This window comes from Pseudoalteromonas sp. S4741 (genome assembly GCF_005886135.1).
GTDB classification, from domain to species: Bacteria; Pseudomonadota; Gammaproteobacteria; order Enterobacterales; family Alteromonadaceae; genus Pseudoalteromonas; species Pseudoalteromonas tetraodonis.
Map to the genome: position 1 here is coordinate 47,780 of NZ_PNCN01000062.1, position 19,053 is coordinate 66,832.

General features: G+C 40.0%; 18 protein-coding genes and 2 tRNA genes. 6 read left to right on the plus strand and 14 right to left on the minus strand.

The window, feature by feature from the left end; all coding sequences use genetic code 11:
• Positions 1–19: 19 nt before the first annotated feature.
• From CWC30_RS10175 to CWC30_RS10240, 14 genes are all read right to left on the minus strand, one after another.
• Complete coding sequence (locus CWC30_RS10175) at positions 20–2,341, minus strand: efflux RND transporter permease subunit (RefSeq protein WP_138627027.1); 2,322 nt, start codon at positions 2,339–2,341, stop codon at positions 20–22.
• Positions 2,341–3,336: a WD40/YVTN/BNR-like repeat-containing protein gene (locus CWC30_RS10180; RefSeq protein WP_013465032.1), complete on the minus strand. Its 996-nt coding sequence runs from the start codon at positions 3,334–3,336 to the stop codon at positions 2,341–2,343. The genes CWC30_RS10175 and CWC30_RS10180 overlap by 1 nt, the downstream gene beginning before the upstream one ends.
• 124 nt (positions 3,337–3,460) lie before the next feature.
• A complete protein-coding gene (locus CWC30_RS10185) occupies positions 3,461–4,825 on the minus strand; it encodes a DUF1329 domain-containing protein (protein ID WP_008112052.1) in 1,365 nt (454 codons plus the stop codon).
• 13 nt (positions 4,826–4,838) lie between these two features.
• On the minus strand, positions 4,839–6,935 hold the full coding sequence (locus CWC30_RS10190; protein WP_138627028.1) for a DUF1302 domain-containing protein: 2,097 nt from the start codon (positions 6,933–6,935) through the stop codon (positions 4,839–4,841).
• 253 nt (positions 6,936–7,188) lie between these two features.
• Complete coding sequence (locus CWC30_RS10195) at positions 7,189–7,410, minus strand: DUF2835 family protein (protein ID WP_016900377.1); 222 nt, start codon at positions 7,408–7,410, stop codon at positions 7,189–7,191.
• Between the two features lie 3 nt (positions 7,411–7,413).
• Positions 7,414–10,008, minus strand: a complete 2,595-nt coding sequence (pepN, locus tag CWC30_RS10200) for an aminopeptidase N (protein ID WP_138627029.1) — start codon at positions 10,006–10,008, stop codon at positions 7,414–7,416.
• A 50-nt stretch (positions 10,009–10,058) separates the two neighbouring features.
• Complete coding sequence (gene nhaC, locus CWC30_RS10205) at positions 10,059–11,543, minus strand: Na+/H+ antiporter NhaC (protein WP_016900378.1); 1,485 nt, start codon at positions 11,541–11,543, stop codon at positions 10,059–10,061.
• 158 nt (positions 11,544–11,701) lie between these two features.
• Positions 11,702–13,726 (minus strand): carboxy terminal-processing peptidase, encoded by a 2,025-nt coding sequence (prc, locus tag CWC30_RS10210; protein WP_016900379.1) that lies wholly within the window; start codon positions 13,724–13,726, stop codon positions 11,702–11,704.
• 27 nt (positions 13,727–13,753) lie between these two features.
• On the minus strand, positions 13,754–14,392 hold the full coding sequence (proQ, locus tag CWC30_RS10215) for an RNA chaperone ProQ (protein WP_008112041.1): 639 nt from the start codon (positions 14,390–14,392) through the stop codon (positions 13,754–13,756).
• Between the two features lie 16 nt (positions 14,393–14,408).
• Positions 14,409–14,687 (minus strand): hypothetical protein, encoded by a 279-nt coding sequence (locus CWC30_RS10220; protein WP_008112039.1) that lies wholly within the window; start codon positions 14,685–14,687, stop codon positions 14,409–14,411.
• Positions 14,687–15,145, minus strand: a complete 459-nt coding sequence (gene msrC / locus CWC30_RS10225) for a free L-methionine (R)-S-oxide reductase MsrC (RefSeq protein ID WP_008112037.1) — start codon at positions 15,143–15,145, stop codon at positions 14,687–14,689. Before msrC ends, CWC30_RS10220 begins: the two co-directional genes overlap by 1 nt.
• 128 nt (positions 15,146–15,273) lie before the next feature.
• Positions 15,274–15,654, minus strand: a complete 381-nt coding sequence (locus tag CWC30_RS10230) for a hypothetical protein (RefSeq protein WP_008112036.1) — start codon at positions 15,652–15,654, stop codon at positions 15,274–15,276.
• Positions 15,655–15,828: 174 nt separating this feature from the next.
• Positions 15,829–15,919, minus strand: a tRNA-Ser gene (locus CWC30_RS10235).
• Positions 15,920–15,970: 51 nt separating this feature from the next.
• Positions 15,971–16,061, minus strand: a tRNA-Ser gene (locus CWC30_RS10240).
• A gap of 252 nt (positions 16,062–16,313) precedes the next feature.
• On the opposite strand from CWC30_RS10240, the gene CWC30_RS10245 reads away from it, so the two are divergent.
• From CWC30_RS10245 to CWC30_RS10270, 6 genes are read left to right on the plus strand one after another with little or no spacing between them, the layout of a single operon-like run.
• Positions 16,314–16,979 carry a Bax inhibitor-1/YccA family protein gene (locus CWC30_RS10245; protein ID WP_008112034.1) on the plus strand — a complete coding sequence of 222 codons (666 nt, stop codon included), beginning with the start codon at positions 16,314–16,316 and terminating at the stop codon, positions 16,977–16,979.
• Between the two features lie 55 nt (positions 16,980–17,034).
• Positions 17,035–17,388 (plus strand): sulfurtransferase complex subunit TusD, encoded by a 354-nt coding sequence (tusD, locus tag CWC30_RS10250; RefSeq protein WP_036954613.1) that lies wholly within the window; start codon positions 17,035–17,037, stop codon positions 17,386–17,388.
• Positions 17,385–17,741, plus strand: coding sequence for a sulfurtransferase complex subunit TusC (tusC, locus tag CWC30_RS10255; protein WP_008112028.1), 357 nt, complete (start codon positions 17,385–17,387; stop codon positions 17,739–17,741). Before tusD ends, tusC begins: the two co-directional genes overlap by 4 nt.
• The gene (locus tag CWC30_RS10260) at positions 17,738–18,004 is read left to right on the plus strand and encodes a DsrH/TusB family sulfur metabolism protein (protein ID WP_028835169.1); all 267 of its coding nucleotides are present in this window, start codon (positions 17,738–17,740) and stop codon (positions 18,002–18,004) included. Before tusC ends, CWC30_RS10260 begins: the two co-directional genes overlap by 4 nt.
• A 3-nt stretch (positions 18,005–18,007) precedes the next feature.
• Complete coding sequence (locus CWC30_RS10265) at positions 18,008–18,337, plus strand: TusE/DsrC/DsvC family sulfur relay protein (protein WP_008112024.1); 330 nt, start codon at positions 18,008–18,010, stop codon at positions 18,335–18,337.
• Positions 18,337–19,014, plus strand: coding sequence for a pseudouridine synthase (locus tag CWC30_RS10270; protein WP_138627030.1), 678 nt, complete (start codon positions 18,337–18,339; stop codon positions 19,012–19,014). The genes CWC30_RS10265 and CWC30_RS10270 overlap by 1 nt, the downstream gene beginning before the upstream one ends.
• The last annotated feature ends 39 nt before the right edge of the window (positions 19,015–19,053 follow it).

A 19,053-nucleotide genomic window follows, 5' to 3' on the forward strand; every position in this document is an offset into this window, starting at 1 on the left:
TGGAGCAAATTTATTCACCTTATTTTTTCTGGTCAGTCCAGAGCAAGCTGCCAATTGCAGGTAAAAGTAACACTGCGCCCAACATATTTACTAAAAACATGAAGGTAAGCAGAATTCCCATATCAACTTGGAACTTCAAATCAGAAAAAATCCACGTACTTACACCAATCGCTAATGTAATACCGGTAAATAACACCGCACTACCACGTTCAACTAATGCATTACGATAAGCAATACTCAATGGTACGTTTTGTTTTAACTGCCCCATCATCGATGACAAAATATAAATACCGTAATCAACACCAATACCTACACCCAGAGCAATCACTGGTAACGTTGAAACAGTCAGACCAATCTCAAGCTGTACCATCAGTGCTTGTGCAAGGGTTGATACTATGTACAAGGGTAATACCACCGCAATTGTTGCTTTTACACTCTTAAAACTAAGTAAGCATAAAATAATAACCGCACCGTAAACATAGAGCATCATGGGTATTTGTGCTGCTGAAACAGATTCATTCGTTGCAGCCATAACACCAACTGGCCCTGATGCCAATTTGAAAGCAAGCTTGTCTGTGCCCTCTTCATCAGCAAATTGTTTTACTTTTGCAATCACGTTATCAATTGTTTGTGCTTTGTGATCGTCTAAAAAAATAATCACCGGCATTACCGAGCAATCACCGTTTAATAACCCTGTGCTTGTTTCCACACGTGACGTTGATTGCACTAAGCTGGCAGAATTGCGCGGCAAACTTTGCCACTTTAAATTGCCCTCGTTGTAACCGGCATTGACTGATTGTGCCACTGAACTTAAGCTCACTGCTGACTGCACACCTGCTAAGTTTTCAACTTTATATTGAAAACGCGATATACGTTCCATTACATCGTGCTCTGTACAGGCCGCAGGGTATGCTTCCACAATCACTTTTAAAATATCAGACGAAATGGTGTATTTGTCCGATATTAAAAAGGTATCTTGGTTGTAACGTGCATCTTGGTGCAACGATGGCGCACCTGCGTGTAAATCACCGATTCGCATTTTATCCGCTTGCCAATAGCCCAGTGCAAATAAAACCAAGGTAAAACCTATGATCATTTTTGCTGTTTTAGGCTCGGTTGCTTTAACTAATAAATCGCGCATTGCATCGAGTATATTCGGTTTGTTGGCATCACCCGATTGAATATGGATGCTGTTTTCAAAACGCATATACGATGCCCATACAGGCAATAAAATAAGATTAGTAAATATAATAACAGCCACCCCTAAACTTGCTGTAATAGCCAGTTCACGAATGATGCCGATATCTATAGTTAAAAGTGTTAAAAAGCCAACCGTATCTGATAACAACGCAATCCCACCTGGTACCAGCAAAGCTCTAAAGCTAGATTGACAACATACGGCGGTCGTTTTGCCCTCAGTGACTTTTTTACCAATGGCGTTGATCATCTGCACACCGTGACTTACGCCAATAGCGAAGACTAAAAATGGCACTAAGATAGACATAGGATCAAGACCGAAGCCTAAGCTAGAAAGCAATCCTAACTGCCAAATAACGGCAATAATAGAACACACAATCGGTAAAATAGTGAGTTTCAAGCTGCCACAAAATAGCCATACCATGACGAATGTAAACGCAATCGCGATGGCAAAAAATAAAACAACCCCTTTTGCACCTTCAGCGATATCGCCAGCCATTTTTGCAAAACCGATAATATGAATACTGATATTATCAGTACTTAAGGGTTCACGAATTTCGGTTTCTAATTTTTTTGCAAAAGCGAGAGTGTCTAATTTTTCTTGTGTTTGCGGATCAGTCTCTAACAGTTGGGCGGTGACCATGGCACACGAATAATCGCTTGCTATCATACGACCAACTACTTTTGCCTTTTCAATGTTTTCTTTTACAACGCCTAACCCTTGCTTGTCTGCTTTAAAGTTAGCTGGAATGATAGGGCCACCGGCAAAACCGTCTTCAACGACTTCAACAAAACGGGCACTGGGTGAAAAGATAGAATTTACTAAAGGACGATTTACCCCAGGAATAAAATAAAGCTGATCGTGCACTGCTTTTAATTGGGTAAAAAATTCAGGATTGAAAATATCTCCGCTGTCGTCACATACGGAAATTAAAATACTATTTGCACCACCAAACTGTTTCTCATGTTTAGTGTATACCTTCATGTATTCATGATTGAGCGGAATATTTTTATTAAATGACGCATCAAGTTGAATCTGTGTTGCTTTAAAAACCAATAAACAGGTGATCAACACAAAACTTATGAGCACCACTAAGCGGTGTCTAAAAATCGCTTTTTCTAAAAAATCTAAAATTGCTTGCATTAAGGGGTCAACTCCTTCACTTTAATGCCATTTTCTGTCGCCAGAATAAGTCTATCTTTAACAATTACACCATCAAGTATTGCCTTACCATCGGCCAATTGCTCGTATGACAACTCATCATCTTTTAGATGAAAAATAACACCGCTATTAGCCAGTAATAGCCATTGTTTATTGTTGTAGTTGATAATGCTATTAATAGTGGCGGTTTTGTCATTTTCTAAATGCTGCCATTGTCCACTGTCGGTTTTATTTACGAAAATATTACCGCGTAGCCCTGCGACGATTTGTTGCGATGAATCAGAAGCAAAACCAAAAAACGAGCCAGGGTAAATTTCATCTAAACGTTGCCAAGTTTGGCCATCGTCATCACTTTTTGCCATTAAGCCCATCTCACCGACCAGCATTAAACCCGTGCTAGTCGGTTCTATGCGGTTAAAATGTGGCAAAATAGACGAAGTTTCTATTTCATACCCTTCGGGATCGGTTTGTTTTAAATCGTTTAAGTACGCTCTATCTTCACTAAATAACAGTGAATCTAAAAAACGTTTTTGCCAATGTTCGCCGCCATCACTGGTTTGATAAAACATACCGTAGGCGCCCACGGCATAACCATGTAAATCGTCTTTAAAATAAATATCTAAACAGGGTTTATCAAGTGAGGGCTTTGCTTGTTGTAACTGCCAGTTTTCACCACCGTCGGTGGTATTTATAATTGTGGCGTCATGTCCACATGCCCAGCCGTGAGAATCATTAGTAAATTCAACCGCCGTTAGTAATACTTGTGTAGGCACTGATTGTGCTTGTTGCCAATTGTTACCATCAACACTTTTAATGACCGTACCGTGCTTACCCACAGCAATGAGCCCTGCTGAGGTTTGTGTGATATCGGTAAGGAGTGCTTTATCTGCATTAATCGCGCTAATCGCACTTAAAGGTGCGTCTTGTGCAAAACTCGCACCGCTTAGGATCAGGCTGGCATAAACCAAATACTTCATAAATTAAATTCGCCTTGAACTGAGGATTTGTTTGTCTGTTATAAAGAGGAAAACCTGTGCGTTAATAGACAAACGCGATGTGAAAGAAGAAAGGCACCTAGGAAACTAGGTGCCTGCTTTTATACTATCTGCCAGCGCGACGTAAAGCGCTCGATGTGAACTCATTATCATTAAATGACTGAGAAAAATCATACATCTTTTCTTGGTTATCTAAACCAATGGCTAAGTAGCGACGTGAGTTAAGGTCGTGGTAAACCTCAAGCGTACTCCACTGAGTCGGTACTTCGTAGTAGTTAAGGCCATAAGCCATTGCTACACGATACAGTTGGTCGCGATTATCGTAAATATCGGTAACATGTACTTGCCAGCTGTCTTCATCAATATAGAACACACGTTTTTTATAAATATGGCGTGTGTCATCTTTTAAGTTCGCTTCAACAACCCACACACGGTGCTTTTCATAACGTGTATGCTCTGGGTTGATGTGGCCCGGCTTTAAAATATCATCATAGGTTAGCTTATCGCTGTGAAGCTTGTAGCTATTGTATGGGATGTAAAGCTCTTGCTTGCCTTTTAGCGTCCAGTTATAACGATTTGGTGAGCCGTTAAACATGTCAAAATCATCGGTAGTACGTAAGCTATCTGCTGCTGTACCCGGAGCATCATACGCTACATTAGGTGCACGACGAACACGACGCTGACCTGAATTATACGTCCACGCTTGACGTGGTGTTAATATTTGATCCATGGTTTCATGTACTAACAATGCCGTACCTGCTAAACGTGCTGGCTCTGTCACTTGCTGTTTAAACTTAAACAAAATATTAGAGTCTTGTAGTTCAGCCGGCGTTGCACTTGGATCAGAATATTTAACTAAGAGTTGCTCATCAAAGCCAACATAGTTGTACGACCCCGATGCTGTTGGCGCTGCTTGACCACCGAAGCGCTCAATTGATTGACCACGATAGCGAAGTAAATGGTTCCAAATTGCTTCTAAACCTGTTTTAGGAATTGGAAATGGAATACCAATTGCTGTGTTCTTAATCCCGTTACCACCTTCAACTAATTCAGCTGTAGTAGCAAATTTCTTTGTCGCATCGTATACAAACTGTGGGTATGACGCTGAACGACGTGTTTTGTAAATAGGCATTTTAAACGTATCTGGGTACGCTTCAAATAATGCTATTTGCCCTGGGCTTAAATTTTCTTTGTACTTATCAATATTGCTTTTATCTATAGTAAACAATACTTCATCAGTTGCGTAAGGGTCTAAGTGGTGCATACCTGGCTCATAACCTGCTGGTGCAGCAGTAATACCACCGTTCCACGCTGGGATTGAACCATCTGCATTAGCTGCTTTTTCTGCCCCAATTGGGCTTAGGTCTTTACCAAGACGCGCAGCTTCTTCTGGACTAATTTTAGCCAGTGCTGTGTGACTTGCAAACAAACTACAAAACGCTGTAGCAATGAGGGTAGGTTTTTTAATCATAATAATGTTACCCCTAGATAGAATATTTTAAGTTAAAAGAAACGTAATCTCGGTCAGAGAAAGTGTTGGTGTCGCCACCACCCCAAAATGAGTTGTAACTTACATCTAAAGACCATGCATTTTGGTAATTAAAGCTCATAGTAGCACCTAGTGACTTACGATCTTCAATGAATAAGAACATTGGATCAGGCGTATTACCATTAACATCATGCGAGAACACAAAACGAGGTGAGAAGTTAATACCATTGTAAATATTAAAGTAATCACCTTTGGCAATTAAGCGATAACCCCAAGACGACGCCGTAGCAAACGATTTTTGTTCAGGACCATTTGATAAAGCCATATGCAATGCAGAATAGTCTGAACTACCTGGGCCTTGCATAATACCGCTTCGACCAGTACCAGAAACATTTAAACGCATTTCATCGTATTCAGGCATATTGTTGATGCGAACACCACCAATTTCACCGACAACTGCCCAGCTATCAGCACCTAATGAAGGGCCGAATAAATGCGTTGCCGTAAACTGTAGCTGTGAAGTATTACGTTCAATGTAACCTTTAGCCAGCTCGCCTGGACCTACAACACTTGCAGCATCACCTTTACTCATTTGCGAAATACCCGCAAATTCAGGGCGTAAGCCGGCAATCGCTAATTGCTCAGGCATAGCTGCATAAAGTAATTCTACGTCATCGATTTGCAGTGGTTCGTCTTCACGGAAAGTGAATTCACCTGCAAACGCGGTTTCACCCAGCGAGGTATTAAAACTCAAACCATATAGTTTAATATCTTCAGGGTATTCGTTTGTCGCTTTAGCAAATGCTTTTAAGTCAGAGACGTTATCAGAGGTAATTTCAGTGGTGGCAATCATCGCTAAATCTTGTTGCAATGATGCTTGCGTGAAATTAGATACGCGGCCCGAAATAAGTGGACGGCGGCTGTGATAATTTACATGATAAAGTGCCACTTCTGTATCGTTCCACTCTGGTAAAAACATACCTAAGCGCAGACCATATTGACCGCCATCATCAGGCTCTGTTTTTCCATCATAACCTTTACCTTTAAGGGCAACCTTAGTTGGGTACGCTAAGTACATATTGGCCAGTAATTGTTGTCCAGCTGCACTTGAAGGGTCAATACCTTGGCTCGCAGCCACTTGGCCATAAGTTGCCATCAGGTTATTCAAGTTATCTGTTAAAAACGCTAAGTCAATATCAGGATTTGAGGTAAAACCAAGCTGTACATTTTGTTGATAACCGTTTTCAGCCGCAAAATCATTGGTAGAAAAATAAGTCCCTGCTGCAGGTAAACGTGTTTCATGCCATTGATACTGATAAAAGCCCTCTAAGGTCATGTTTTCTGTAAGCCCTAATGAGGCCCACAACATACCAACCGGAATAAACGCTTCTTTTAGTTCAGCACCAGGTGCTTTTAATCGGTCAATATCAACCGGGTTTACGTTAATACCATGAGAGATTAATGTACTTTCCCCCCAGTTAACCACTTGTTGACCAACTCGAATAGAAAGCGGGTTTTTGCCTTCATTTAAATCAAAGTTTGCCCACACATACGCATCAAGTAAGCGAATGTCAGCACAGCTTTGCTCTTTAGTATCATCATCATCACACGGATCTACACCCTGACCAGATGTTGGATTAACGTAGGCACGATCGCCGTCCATTAATTCAAAATCATAAAAATACATAAAACGAGTAAATAAGCCGTAGTTATCTTTACTTATTGATAGGTCATGCGTGCCTTTTAATAGCTTTGAAAAAGTTTCGCCGCTATCAAAGTTTAAATCGCCTGCATCACCATTATTTGAGTAAGAGCCCGGTTGAGCCCAGACATCTTGAGATGAATAAATTGTATTGATTGCTGGGTTATAACCTGTCCAATCAAATGATGGGTTATTACTTTTACCAATGAGGTTAAAGTCACGGTCTTCTACGCGAATACTTTGCCCATAAGAAAAAGTAGAGTCGAAAGCGATATCAAAACCGCCTACCTCAAATGTTGCAGCCTGTGTATGTGCTGCTGATAAACCGATAGCCGCAGCTGTTAAGCCGAGTACTATTTTATTTTCAACAAAAAGCGATCTTCTTATCATTTTGGTTCCCCCCTGTCGCGGGTATTTTTTGTGTGATCAAGTTATTGTTTTTAGTGTAATCGTAACGATAGAAGCGAATTAAACAAATTACAAATGGTCGCCTTCAATCAGTTATAAGTTTTTTATTTGTTTAACGTTTACGTATTGGTAAGACGTCATACCAGATAATTTATACACGTAAATTAACAATAGAACAAATCGAAATTAACAAAAAGGCAATATTTGTGTATATCTATATCACAAAAAACAACAGCTAGGCTACTCGTTCGAGACGGATGAACTTGTTTTCATTACTTAAAATAAGTCTAAACCGACCACGAATACCTAAACTAGACATGAAGGGCCGAAGATAATGCGCAGCAAAACGAATTGTTTTGCCGCTATCAGCTGTTACTTGAATTGAGCTATACCGGCCATGGTAATAATCCATGCACTCGTTATAGCTCAAATTTATATAAAAATAATGTTCTATCATGATTTATTGTAAAGCTTTTTCAACCTTTTCAAATAAATCATCGCTTAAACCTTCTAAATTCGAAAGGCGCTCTAATTGCGCTTTCATTGCAATTGCACGGGTTTCATCATAGCGGCGCCATGACATAAACGGCGTTAACATACGTGATGCATTTTGCGGGTTAATCGCATTAAGCTTAATTAATAAATCGCCAAGTAATGTATAACCTTGACCATCTAAGCGATGAAATTGTGCGGTATTAAAGTGCGAAAAACTCCCCACTAATGCACGAACTCGATTCGGATTTGAAAAATCAAAACATGGATGTGTATACAAGGCCTTAATTTTCTCAATGGCATCATCAGCGCTATTCATTGCTTGTAAAGCAAACCATTTATCCATTACTAGCACATCATGGCGCCATTGGCTGTCAAAATGCGCAAGTAATTGATTTGATAATGGGTGCGCAGCTTTAACTACACTGCTCAAAGCGCCAAGCACATTAGTCATATTTGTTGATGCTGCTGCCTGCTCAATTAAGCTTGCCGCCTCAGCACTGTCTGTTTTTGCTAAATAGTGCAAGCAAAGTTGTTTTAAAGCGCGAATAGCCACCGCTTTGGCACTCACACTACCATCATCGGTGATTGCCTGATAACAACTTAAAAACTCAGTATGTAGTTGTTTGGCAATTTGTTTTTCGAATAGCTCAATATTGGCAATAATGTCATCAACCGGAATAACGTCAAACTCCGCAGCTAAAGTATCAAAACTAGGCAGTTTTAAGAGTTCAGCAATCAACGCTAAATCACCCTCTCGTTGCGATATTAGCACCCTAAGTGCATCAATAACGGCATCGCTTAGTGGTGCATTACTAGCTGAAATAACGTTTGCCTTGAGTGCATTAATAAACAATTGTTGTTGTGCATCCCAGCGTGAAAAGTCACTGCGTGCAAAACGCATAATATGTAATAAATCAGCTTCAGTGATCTGTTGATTCAAAATACACGGTGCTGAAAAATCTTCTAGCAATACGGCGGTTGGACTGTGTTCAATATTATCAAAATGAAATGTTTGTTTAGCTTGAGTAACATTTAATACGCTATCAACCTTTTTACCTTGGTATCGCAATGCAATACTTTGGCCTTGCTGATCTAAAAGTTCAATCGCAAAAGGAATATGTAACATCGCATTATCAGGCTGATTCAATGGCGCAAGTTGCTCTATAGTGAGCGTGAAGATTTGTGCACTTTCATCATACGCTTTGGTAACGTTTAAACGTGGTGTCCCACACTGATTATACCAACGCTTAAATTGTGATAAATCAATTGATGATGCATCACTCATTGCCGCAACAAAATCATCGCAGGTAACCGCTTGGCCATCATGACGCTGAAAATACAGTGTCATGCCTTTTTGAAAATTTTCCTCACCCAACAATGTATGCATCATACGAATAACTTCAGCCCCTTTGTCATACACTGTAACGGTGTAAAAGTTATTCATTTCGATGACTTTTTCTGGGCGTATTGGGTGTGCCATTGGGCCGGCATCTTCGCTAAATTGATGAGTGCGCATCACTTTTACCGCGTCAATTCTATTTAGCGCACGAGAGCCTAAATCACTGCTAAACTCTTGATCTCTAAATACCGTTAAACCTTCTTTTAAAGACAGCTGAAACCAATCACGACAAGTTACACGATTTCCGGTCCAGTTATGAAAGTACTCGTGGCCAACAATAGACTCAATGGTGTGGTAATCTTTATCGGTTGCCGTTTCTTGATTTGCCAGCACGCATTTGCTGTTGAAAATGTTTAACCCTTTATTTTCCATTGCTCCCATATTGAAGAAATCAACGGCAACAATCATATAAATATCAAGGTCATACTCTAAATTAAAACGTGACTCATCCCAAGCCATCGCTTTTTTAAGCGACGTCATAGCATGCTCTGTTTTAGGTAAGTTTCCTTTATCGACAAATAACGCTAGGGTGACATCCTTACCACTGCGGGTAGTGTATTTATCGTGTAAAACATCAAAGTCCCCTGCCACTAGAGCAAACAAATAACTCGGCTTTTTGAACGGATCTTGCCATTTTACAAAATGGCGTCCATCTTGCGTTTCACCACTGTCCACTTGGTTACCATTAGAGAGCAAATGCGGAAATGCCGTATCGGCAATAATAGTGACATCAAAAGTTGAAAGTACATCAGGACGATCCATGTAGTAGGTTATTTTTCTAAACCCTTGCGCTTCACATTGAGTACAATAAGCGCCTCCCGATAAGTACAATCCCTCAAGTGATGTGTTTGTTTGCGGTGAAGTTTGCGTCACTATGCTTAACTGACATTCATCAGGCAGATTATTAATGATTAATTGCTGATTTATAATTTTATAATCTGTGAGCTCTGCACCGTCAATCGATAAAGAGATCAAAGTTAAGTCAATGCCATCTAATACCAGGGGGGCATTTGAATCACCCACGCGTTTAAGCGTTAATAAAGCATTTACTTGAGTCGTTAATGGCTGTAAGTCGAAAGTCAGCTCAGTATGCTCGATTGAAAAATCGGGGGCTTTATAGTCTTTTAAATATTCTGCTTGAGGTTTTTGTAGTTCAGTCATGATCACTCCAAAAAAATAGCCCCTTTTAGTGATAAAAGGAGCTACTTAAATTAAGCCGTTTGCTTAGGCTTGATACGCAGTATCTTAATACCTAAGTAAGCATAAATAACGGCTAAGAAAGGATTTATAAGGTTGAAAAATGCATAAAGTGCATAATCAAACGGATTGATTAATAGGACACTTTGCATATACGCACCACAGGTATTCCATGGTATGAGCGGGCTGGTAATTGTGCCACCATCTTCTAGTGTGCGTGACAAATTAACCGGCTTTAACCCGCGCTTTTTATATTCTTCTTTAAACATACGCCCGGGTACAACAATAGCAATATACTGATCGGCTGCGATAATATTGGTACCAATACAGGTAGCAATAGTTGAAGCAATTAATGAACCGGTACTTTTTGCGATTTTAAGAATACTTTTAACAAATATATCAAGTAGACCCGTTTTTTCCATAATCGCACCAAACATAAGTGCCGTCATGATCAACCATGTGGTTGTTAGCATGCCTGACATGCCACCGCCACTGAGCAAAGAGTCCATTTTTTCATCACCGGTACTAATAGTAAAACCGTCAAAAAAGGTGGTCCAAACCAGTTTAAAGTAACCAACAAACTCGCCTTGAGTCATATCTATTTGGTTAGCAATTAAATCAGATTGAAATAACAATGCCCATACAGCCCCTATTACAGCGCCAATAGAAATAGCCGGAAACGCTGGCATTTTTCTTATTGCTAAGACTAGTAACACAATTAAAGGCACCAACATTTCTAAACCAATATTAAAGTTTTGTTGAAGAATTGATGTTATTTCATCAATTTGACCCGACTCGCCTGCCGCGGTCGCATTGAAGCCCATAAATACAAAAATGATTAATGCAATCACAAAGCTTGGAACAGTTGTCCATAACATATGGTGAATGTGTTCAAATAAATCAGCGCCAGCAACAGCCGGTGCTAAATTGGTTGTTTCTGACAATGGGCTAAGCTTGTCGCCAAAGTAAGCGCCTGATATAACTGCACCGGCGGTAACTGTCGGCTCTAGGCCAAGTCCAGAAGCAACGCCAAGTAATGCGACACCTATGGTCGCTGCCGTGGTCCACGAACTACCAATACTCATTGCTACAATGCCACAAATTAAACAACTCGCGGCGTAAAACCAGCTAGGGTTGATAATTTGTAAGCCGTAATAAATTAAGGTCGGAACCGTTCCTGATAATAACCATGTTCCGATAAGTGCCCCCACCATGAGTAAAATTAAAATAGCGCTAAGAGATAAGGTAATTCCCTCAATCATTGCATCTTCTAATTTTTTCCATGTGTAGCCATTTTTTAAACCAATCAGTGCTGCAGCAAAAGTTGCAAACAGTAATGCAATTTGATTCGGGCCTGATGATGAATCATCGCCAAATAAGTACACGGCGGCACCTAACAAACAAATTAATACAGCAATTGGAATGAGTGCATCAAAAAGTGTGGCACTTTTAAGTGGTTTTTCTTCAATGGGCTTCAAAATATAGACTCCTACACACATTCGATGCATGTTGATTATTTTTATTAGCACGTACGCGCATTTATTGAGCAGTGTTGATCTAGCTCAACTTTTGGTAATCCGCGATTATAACAATTTAGCAAATTATCGATAGTAAAAAAGGCGCCTAAGCGCCTTTTTTTTAACGAGCAAAGCCTTAATTAGCGCTTAGCCATACGACCGTATCTAATATAATCTTGCGTTATTAGTGCCGCTTCTTCAAGGAATGGGTCGAGCTTTTCAATCACCTCTGGTACATCGTCAAGGTTTTCTACTGGCTCTTTACCTAAACGTTTTAAACGCTCGTTAGTACGAGCTAATGCACGTGCCTCATTTTCTTCTTTTTCTTTAATACGTTTTTTCTCAACTAAAGAAATCGTTTTACGATCTTTTTCTTCGTTGTAACGGGTAATATCTTCAAACACATAATTAAATTCAGGCTCTGTTTTAATTCGCTCATCATGTTGTTTTTCAAGATGACTGATGACCGGATCTAAACGCCCTATTTGTTTATACTGTGCTTTTACTATGCTATCCCATGGCAATGCATTGTCTTGTTTGCTTTCGCCCCACTCAGCTGGGTCAATGGCAGATGGGAACGTAATATCTGGGATCACACCTTTATGCTGCGTACTGCCGCCATTTATACGGTAAAACTTAGCAATGGTGTATTGCACACTGCCTAGCGGGTTATCGTATAAATCATAAGCGCGTGCGAGGCCTTTATGCTGCTGCACAGTGCCTTTACCAAAGGTTTGTTCACCTATGATAACTGCGCGGCCATAGTCTTGCATTGCCGCTGCAAATATTTCAGATGCAGACGCGCTGTATCTATCAACAAGTACCGTCAGTGGGCCATCGTAATAGGTAATGCCATCACGGTCTTTTTGCTCTTCAATGCGATTATTTAATGTATGAATTTGTACCACTGGGCCTTGATCAAAAAACAAGCCTGACAATTGCGTCGCTTCATATAGCGAACCACCGCCATTTTGACGTAGGTCTATAATAATACCGTCAACTTTTTGCTCTTTTAATTTAGCAAGTTCTACTTTTACATCTTTAGAAAGGTTGTTGTAAAAGCCAGGGATTTCGATTACCCCTATTTTACTAGTCAGATCTGAATAGCTGGCTTCAAATACTTCTGATTTTGCTGCTCGGTCTTCCAGACGAATTTTATCACGGGTTATCTCAACTACCTTTGGCGTACCGTGAGCATCTGCACCCTTTAAATATTGTAAACGTACTTTAGTGCCTTTAGGGCCTTTTATAAGATCAACCACGTCATCTAAACGCCAACCAATAACATCAACAAACTCTTCGCCCTCTTGAGCCACACCAATAATGCGATCATCGGCTTTAATCTGCTCAGATTTGTCTGCAGGGCCTCCTGGAACTAGACTACGAATAACCGTGTAGTCTTCATCAGGCGTTAATACTGCGCCAATCCCCTCAAGCTCTAAGTCCATGTCCATTTTAAATTGTTCAGCACGACGAGGTGACAAGTATGAAGTATGCGCTTCAATACTGCGTGCTAGCGAGTTCATTACAATTTGAAATGCGTCTTCAGATTTTGACTGAACAAGGCGTTTTTCTGCGTTTTTATAGCGCTTAGTCAACACCTCTTTAATGCCTGGCCAATCTTTGCCAGTCATTTTTAAACGCAGTGCATCATATTTTACCCGTTCGCGCCAAATTTCATCAAGCTCAGCTTGGGTAGTTGCCCACGGTGCATCTTCGCGGTCATAAAAATATTCATCTTCTTCGTCAAACGTCATTTCGTTTTCAAGTAGCGACAGTGAAAATTCATAACGTTCAAAACGGCGTTTAAGGCTTAAGTTGAAAATATCAAACGTAAACCCTAACTGGCCGCTAAGAAGCGCGTTATCAAAACGGTTACGATATTGCTCAAATGAGTCTACATCGCTTTTTAAAAACACGCTTTTATTAAAATCAAGGGACTCGATGTAACGATCAAATACTTTACTCGAAAGCTCATCATTAAATCGAACGGGTGTGTAATGTGAACGAGTAAATAGATTAGCCACTCGTTTGCTGGCTGTACCGTGCTGACTTTCTTGTTTTAACAAGGGTAAGTCTTCTAATGTTACCGGCTCTACTGCAGCAAATAACGAACCTGAAAACAGCGCAGCAACTAACGGAATGAGCGTAAACTTTTTACTCATACACAACTCCTTAATTTTTTTCGCAACTTAAATAATGTATAAGCTGTCGGCTTTGGTTTTTACTTGCATACCTGTCACTAGTTCAACGTGAACATCGTCTTTGTTTACTTCAGTGATTACTGCATTAACAAGTGCTTGGCCAAGTTTAACTTTAACCTTGTTATTAACCTTGACCTCGCCTGCAGGTAAAGGTTCAACTTTTCCTGAACGCTTAGGCGCAGCGGCTTTGGCAGGTTTTGCTGCAGCTGATGGATTTTTAGCTGAATGCGCTGGCTTCTTCTTAAAAGATTTTGCATCTGAGTCTTGACGTGGGCGTTGCTGCTTTTTGCGCTTTGCCATTTTAGCACGGCTTTCTTCCAACGCTTTTTGTGCGTGGTCGATATGCTCTTGCTCAACTTTCTCGCCTTGATTTCCGTCAAGATCAATACGGAACTCAGATTTAGTAACCGCTTCAAGATAGCGCCAGTTAGATGTGTATTTTCTAAGTGCTTGGCGTACTTGTGTTTTACTAACTTTTTCAGACCCTTCAATACGCTCAGCGATATCTTTAAAGATACCTACTTTAAGCGGCTGAATGCCTTCTTTTTGTTTAAAACATTGTGGAAATTCTTGGTATAAGAACTCCAATACTTCATTAATATCTTTTAGCTTGTTTGTGGTTTCCATTTTAGAACCTATTTAATCACATCTTTTCATCAAGGGCAGAATCAACATAGTGGATGCTCCAATCAACTAACTCTTCAAAGTCAGTTTCAATCACAGCCATATCACCACGTAAATGTTCCCAAATACCATTTATAATTTCATCAATTGAATCACAGTCTAAATCATCAGGTAGACGATCCCAGGCCATGTGAATCAAATCATTGAGCGTTTCCGCTACATGTTCTTCTTCACCTTCCCAATCACCTACATCTTGAACGGCGAATAGGTAATCTTGAACATTTAGCAAATCTTTCATTACAGGCTAGCCTCTAAGCATTTTACAAGTGCTTCAAGCCCTGCTTGGTCATCAGTATCAAATCGGCCAATACTTGGGCTATCTATATCAAGTACCGCAAATACACGGCCGTTTTTCATGATAGGTACAACTATCTCAGAATTTGACGCCGCATCACAGGCTATATGACCGTCAAACGCATGCACATCTGAAATTAACTGGGTTTGCTCGGTTGCCGCAGCAGTGCCACATACCCCTTTCCCTACCGGAATACGAATACAAGCTGGATTGCCTTGAAATGGACCAAGTACCAATTCTGTCGGTGAATCCATAAAATAAAAGCCCGCCCAATTCACATCTTCTAAAGAAGTAAATAACAGCGCGCTAATATTTGCCATATTGGCAATTATGTTTGATTCACCGCCTATCAGCGATTCAGTTTGCTTAACTAATGACTGGTAAAAATCGTGCTTTTGCATACCAAACTACTTCTTATTAAACATACAGTAGCTAAAGGTACTCTTTGTCACTAAAAATTGAAACCTTTTGCGGGTAAAAAAAAGGAAATTACATGGTTTTACGACACACTTGATTAAATATTCTGCAATTAGCTTTGTACCGATTTACGCAAGCCAAATAAAAACAGTCCTGCAGCAAATCCCGACATCACACTATTGATTAAAAATATCTCGCCAGTAGTCGCACTAAGCAGATAGCTAAAAATAGCGCCACCCAGTAAGCCAAGAGTTAATACCCCAGAATAATTCACCTTAGAATACTTAAACATAAGTAAGTAGCCTGGCACCACAAACGCAGCCATCGTTAACCCTACTATGTGGGCATTAGCAATGGCCGTCATCAATAGCCCTAAAAAGATAGACACCGCGTCACCACGCATAGTCAATGCGTAATATATTCCTAGCATACTGCCGATAATAACAGGAGATAATAATGAAAGTGCGACGCTTTTAGCAAGTTGATGTTTCATAGTAAGAACCTTAAATACACAAGCATAAATCTTATTTCTTAGCATGCCCTAAGAGCTGTAGCTTATAAATAGAGACTATGGTCGTATTTTTTAACTAAATATACTTGGTTTTGAGGTTAGGTATAGCGAAAATTAGACACAAAAAAGCCCGCTAATAAGCGGGCTTTAATATAATGGTGGAGAGATAGGGATTTGAACCCTAGAGGGGCTATAAACCCCTGCCGGTTTTCAAGACCGGTGCATTCGACCACTCTGCCATCTCTCCGAAAGTGCATAAACTACAAGTAAGAGAGTACTCATAGTTATTTTAATAAGGTGGTGGAGAGATAGGGATTTGAACCCTAGAGGGGCTATAAACCCCTGCCGGTTTTCAAGACCGGTGCATTCGACCACTCTGCCATCTCTCCGCACGGCCTGAATAATAGGGAAACCCATGGGCTTTGTGAAGCTTTTTTTTCAATTATTTGTTCAAGTGATTAAAAAACAACTAATTTGTTTAAACATAAAGCAAAAAGGGCGATTCCTATACGCCGAGTGAACTTTTATTTAAATTTAGTTGTCTATTGATCTACAAAGGTTTGCCCAAACATATAAGAGTTGGTAATCTAATTTTAGTTAAATTACAGGAACTACTTAGTTTCACTTACAGGAGCTCTACAATGGCATTTAATCAATCGTACAATACTGCAAAGCCGGTAATGTCGACCATTGAAACAAACAAAGTGCTTAAAAACACTTATTTTCTACTTGCAATGACACTTGCATTTAGTGCCGTCACCGCCGGCATTTCAATGGCACTGCAATTACCTTATTTCATGGGACTAGTGTTCACTCTGGTTTCGTTTGGCCTTCTTTTTGTTGTAAACAAAAAAGCCGACACAGCATCTGGTGTATTTTGGGTGTTTGCGTTTACAGGATTAATGGGCGCTGGTTTAGGCCCACTCCTTAATCACTATGCACAATTACCTAATGGCCCTATGCTAATTATGCAAGCGCTAGGTTCTACGGCGTTAATCTTCTTTGGTTTATCTGCTTATGCACTTAACACTAAAAAAGATTTCTCGTTCATGGGTGGTTTTTTAACTGTGGGCTTAATTGTGGTTATCGTGGCAAGTATTGTAAATATTTTCCTAGGTAGCTCTTTAATGTTTATGGTACTAAACGCAGCTGTGGTACTAATCATGTCTGGCCTAATTTTGTTCGATACGAGCAGAATCATCAATGGCGGCGAAACGAATTATATCCGCGCAACGGTTTCTTTATACCTGAGTGTGTACAACTTATTTACGTCTTTACTTGCGTTACTTGGCGCAAATAATGACTAATTAAATAGTTCTGTTAAAATAGCCCCTTTATTGGGGCTTTTTTATTGGAATAGTTTTGGCACGCTTTGTACTTTCTTTACATACTCCACCATCGGATCACGATACCACACAGCGAATTGTTAAATTTGCTCACGCCTGTTTAGCACAAGGGCATAGTGTTGATGCAATATTTTTATACCAAGATGGTATCTATCATGCTTCTACTCATTTTGAGCTTGCCTCAGATGAGCTCAATTTATCCTCACTTTGGCAGCAGCTAGCCGACAAAAATATTAATTTAATGCTGTGCGTTACCGCAGCTGAAAAGCGTGGCTTAGATATGCAAAATACTGGTGTATTCGCTGTAGCAGGCCTCGCTGAATTTGCTATGTTAGCCAGTGAAGCAGATAAATGGATACAATTTAAATGATTAATGTACTCGTTATTAGTCAATCAAGTCCATTTGATGACATGCATATTCGCGATGCACTCGATATGACGCTTATTTTTGCCGCAGTTGATCAAAATATAAGTTGGTTGTTTAGCGGTCCTGCGGTGTTAGCTCTTAAAAAAAATCAAAGCCCGAATAGTTTGGGGCTTAAAGATTTTTTTAAAAATATTAAAACCCTAGAAATATATGATGTTGACAATATCTACGTGTGTGAGAAGTCACTCATTGACTACGGTTTAAGTAAAAATGAGCTACTTATTGAAGTAAAAACCGTTAACTTTAATGCCCAAAAACAGTTAATTCAAAATCAGCAGCACGTGGTAACGCTATGAGCACTTTACATATATTTTCAAAACCACTGAATTACTACAGTGCAAACAGTCTCGATAATCTGATTATGCTAACAGACTCGGTTTTATTAGTGGGTGATGCCTGTTTTGCTAAAGGGCAATACAGACAATTTGCCGATTCGCTTTATATTTTAAAGGACGATGCAGCGGCGCGTGGTATCTCTTTAAATTTGAATGATAAAGCGATTAGCTATGATGAGTTCGTTACCCTAAGTTTATCATCTAAACAATCAATTACTTGGTGATTTATGCTGGAATTTAATAATCAAACAATAGACACAGATAAGCAAGGTTACCTGCTAGATCATACTGATTGGTCAAAAGAGTTAGCCGATGTTATTGCACAACATGAAAGCATTATATTAACCGAGCAGCATTGGGAAGTTGTTAACTTTGTGCGCGCATTTTATCTAGAATACAACACCAGTCCAGCCATTAGAATGTTAGTCAAAGCGATGGCTAAAGCGCTCGGTGAGGATAAAGGTAATAGCATGTACCTGTATAAGCTTTTTCCGAAGGGACCGGCCAAACAAGCCACTAAAATTGCGGGCTTACCTAAACCTGCACGGTGTATTTAATGAAACACAAAGCTACAAACACGTCATCTTCAACAAGTAAACGCAATACAGGTCGTACATATTCGCGCAGTGCTGTAAAAAAGAGCCCGATAAAAAGAGCAATTAAGCCGCAGATAGCCCAAAGCGATAAAAAAGTTATTTTATTTAACAAACCTTATGATGTCCTTTGCCAATTCACAGACGAGCAAAATAGACAAACACTGGCTAATTTTATTCCTATTAAAGATGTTTATGCTGCGGGTCGCTTAGACAGAGACAGTGAAGGCTTGTTATTATTGACCAATTGCGGAAAATTACAAAATACCTTAACCGCTCCTGGTAAAAAAACCAACAAAACGTACTGGGTACAAGTTGAGGGGGTGCCTAAAGAAGCATCTATTGATGCGCTCAGTCAAGGGGTCGAACTCAAAGATGGATTAACCTTACCTGCACAGGTAAAGTTAATCGATGAACCAGCGCTTTGGCCACGCACTCCCCCAGTGAGAGAACGTAAATCAATTCCAACATCTTGGTTGAGTATCACTATAAACGAGGGGAAGAACCGTCAAGTTCGACGAATGACCGCACACATTGGCCACCCAACGTTACGGTTAATTCGCTATAGTATTGGTAAATACACACTCGATGGAATTGAAACAGGTCAATATAAAATCAGTGGGCCACCAACCAACAGTTAATACTTTACGTTAGCCTTTGCTTATCTGGTATTAAAAGCA

What these genes read in the sequence shown, in the direction of transcription:
- tusC (WP_008112028.1), top strand. Translation starts at nt 17,385, where the DNA reads ATGATTAATGTACTCGTTATTAGTCAATCAAGTCCATTTGATGACATG.
- CWC30_RS10220 (WP_008112039.1), bottom strand. Translation starts at nt 14,687, where the DNA reads ATGAAAGATTTGCTAAATGTTCAAGATTACCTATTCGCCGTTCAAGAT.
- pepN (WP_138627029.1), bottom strand. Translation starts at nt 10,008, where the DNA reads ATGACTGAACTACAAAAACCTCAAGCAGAATATTTAAAAGACTATAAA.
- CWC30_RS10260 (WP_028835169.1), top strand. Translation starts at nt 17,738, where the DNA reads ATGAGCACTTTACATATATTTTCAAAACCACTGAATTACTACAGTGCA.
- proQ (WP_008112041.1), bottom strand. Translation starts at nt 14,392, where the DNA reads ATGGAAACCACAAACAAGCTAAAAGATATTAATGAAGTATTGGAGTTC.
- CWC30_RS10180 (WP_013465032.1), bottom strand. Translation starts at nt 3,336, where the DNA reads ATGAAGTATTTGGTTTATGCCAGCCTGATCCTAAGCGGTGCGAGTTTT.
- nhaC (WP_016900378.1), bottom strand. Translation starts at nt 11,543, where the DNA reads ATGTGTGTAGGAGTCTATATTTTGAAGCCCATTGAAGAAAAACCACTT.
- CWC30_RS10185 (WP_008112052.1), bottom strand. Translation starts at nt 4,825, where the DNA reads ATGATTAAAAAACCTACCCTCATTGCTACAGCGTTTTGTAGTTTGTTT.
- CWC30_RS10190 (WP_138627028.1), bottom strand. Translation starts at nt 6,935, where the DNA reads ATGATAAGAAGATCGCTTTTTGTTGAAAATAAAATAGTACTCGGCTTA.
- CWC30_RS10245 (WP_008112034.1), top strand. Translation starts at nt 16,314, where the DNA reads ATGGCATTTAATCAATCGTACAATACTGCAAAGCCGGTAATGTCGACC.
- CWC30_RS10270 (WP_138627030.1), top strand. Translation starts at nt 18,337, where the DNA reads ATGAAACACAAAGCTACAAACACGTCATCTTCAACAAGTAAACGCAAT.
- CWC30_RS10230 (WP_008112036.1), bottom strand. Translation starts at nt 15,654, where the DNA reads ATGAAACATCAACTTGCTAAAAGCGTCGCACTTTCATTATTATCTCCT.
- CWC30_RS10175 (WP_138627027.1), bottom strand. Translation starts at nt 2,341, where the DNA reads ATGCAAGCAATTTTAGATTTTTTAGAAAAAGCGATTTTTAGACACCGC.
- CWC30_RS10265 (WP_008112024.1), top strand. Translation starts at nt 18,008, where the DNA reads ATGCTGGAATTTAATAATCAAACAATAGACACAGATAAGCAAGGTTAC.
- msrC (WP_008112037.1), bottom strand. Translation starts at nt 15,145, where the DNA reads ATGCAAAAGCACGATTTTTACCAGTCATTAGTTAAGCAAACTGAATCG.
- CWC30_RS10195 (WP_016900377.1), bottom strand. Translation starts at nt 7,410, where the DNA reads ATGATAGAACATTATTTTTATATAAATTTGAGCTATAACGAGTGCATG.
- prc (WP_016900379.1), bottom strand. Translation starts at nt 13,726, where the DNA reads ATGAGTAAAAAGTTTACGCTCATTCCGTTAGTTGCTGCGCTGTTTTCA.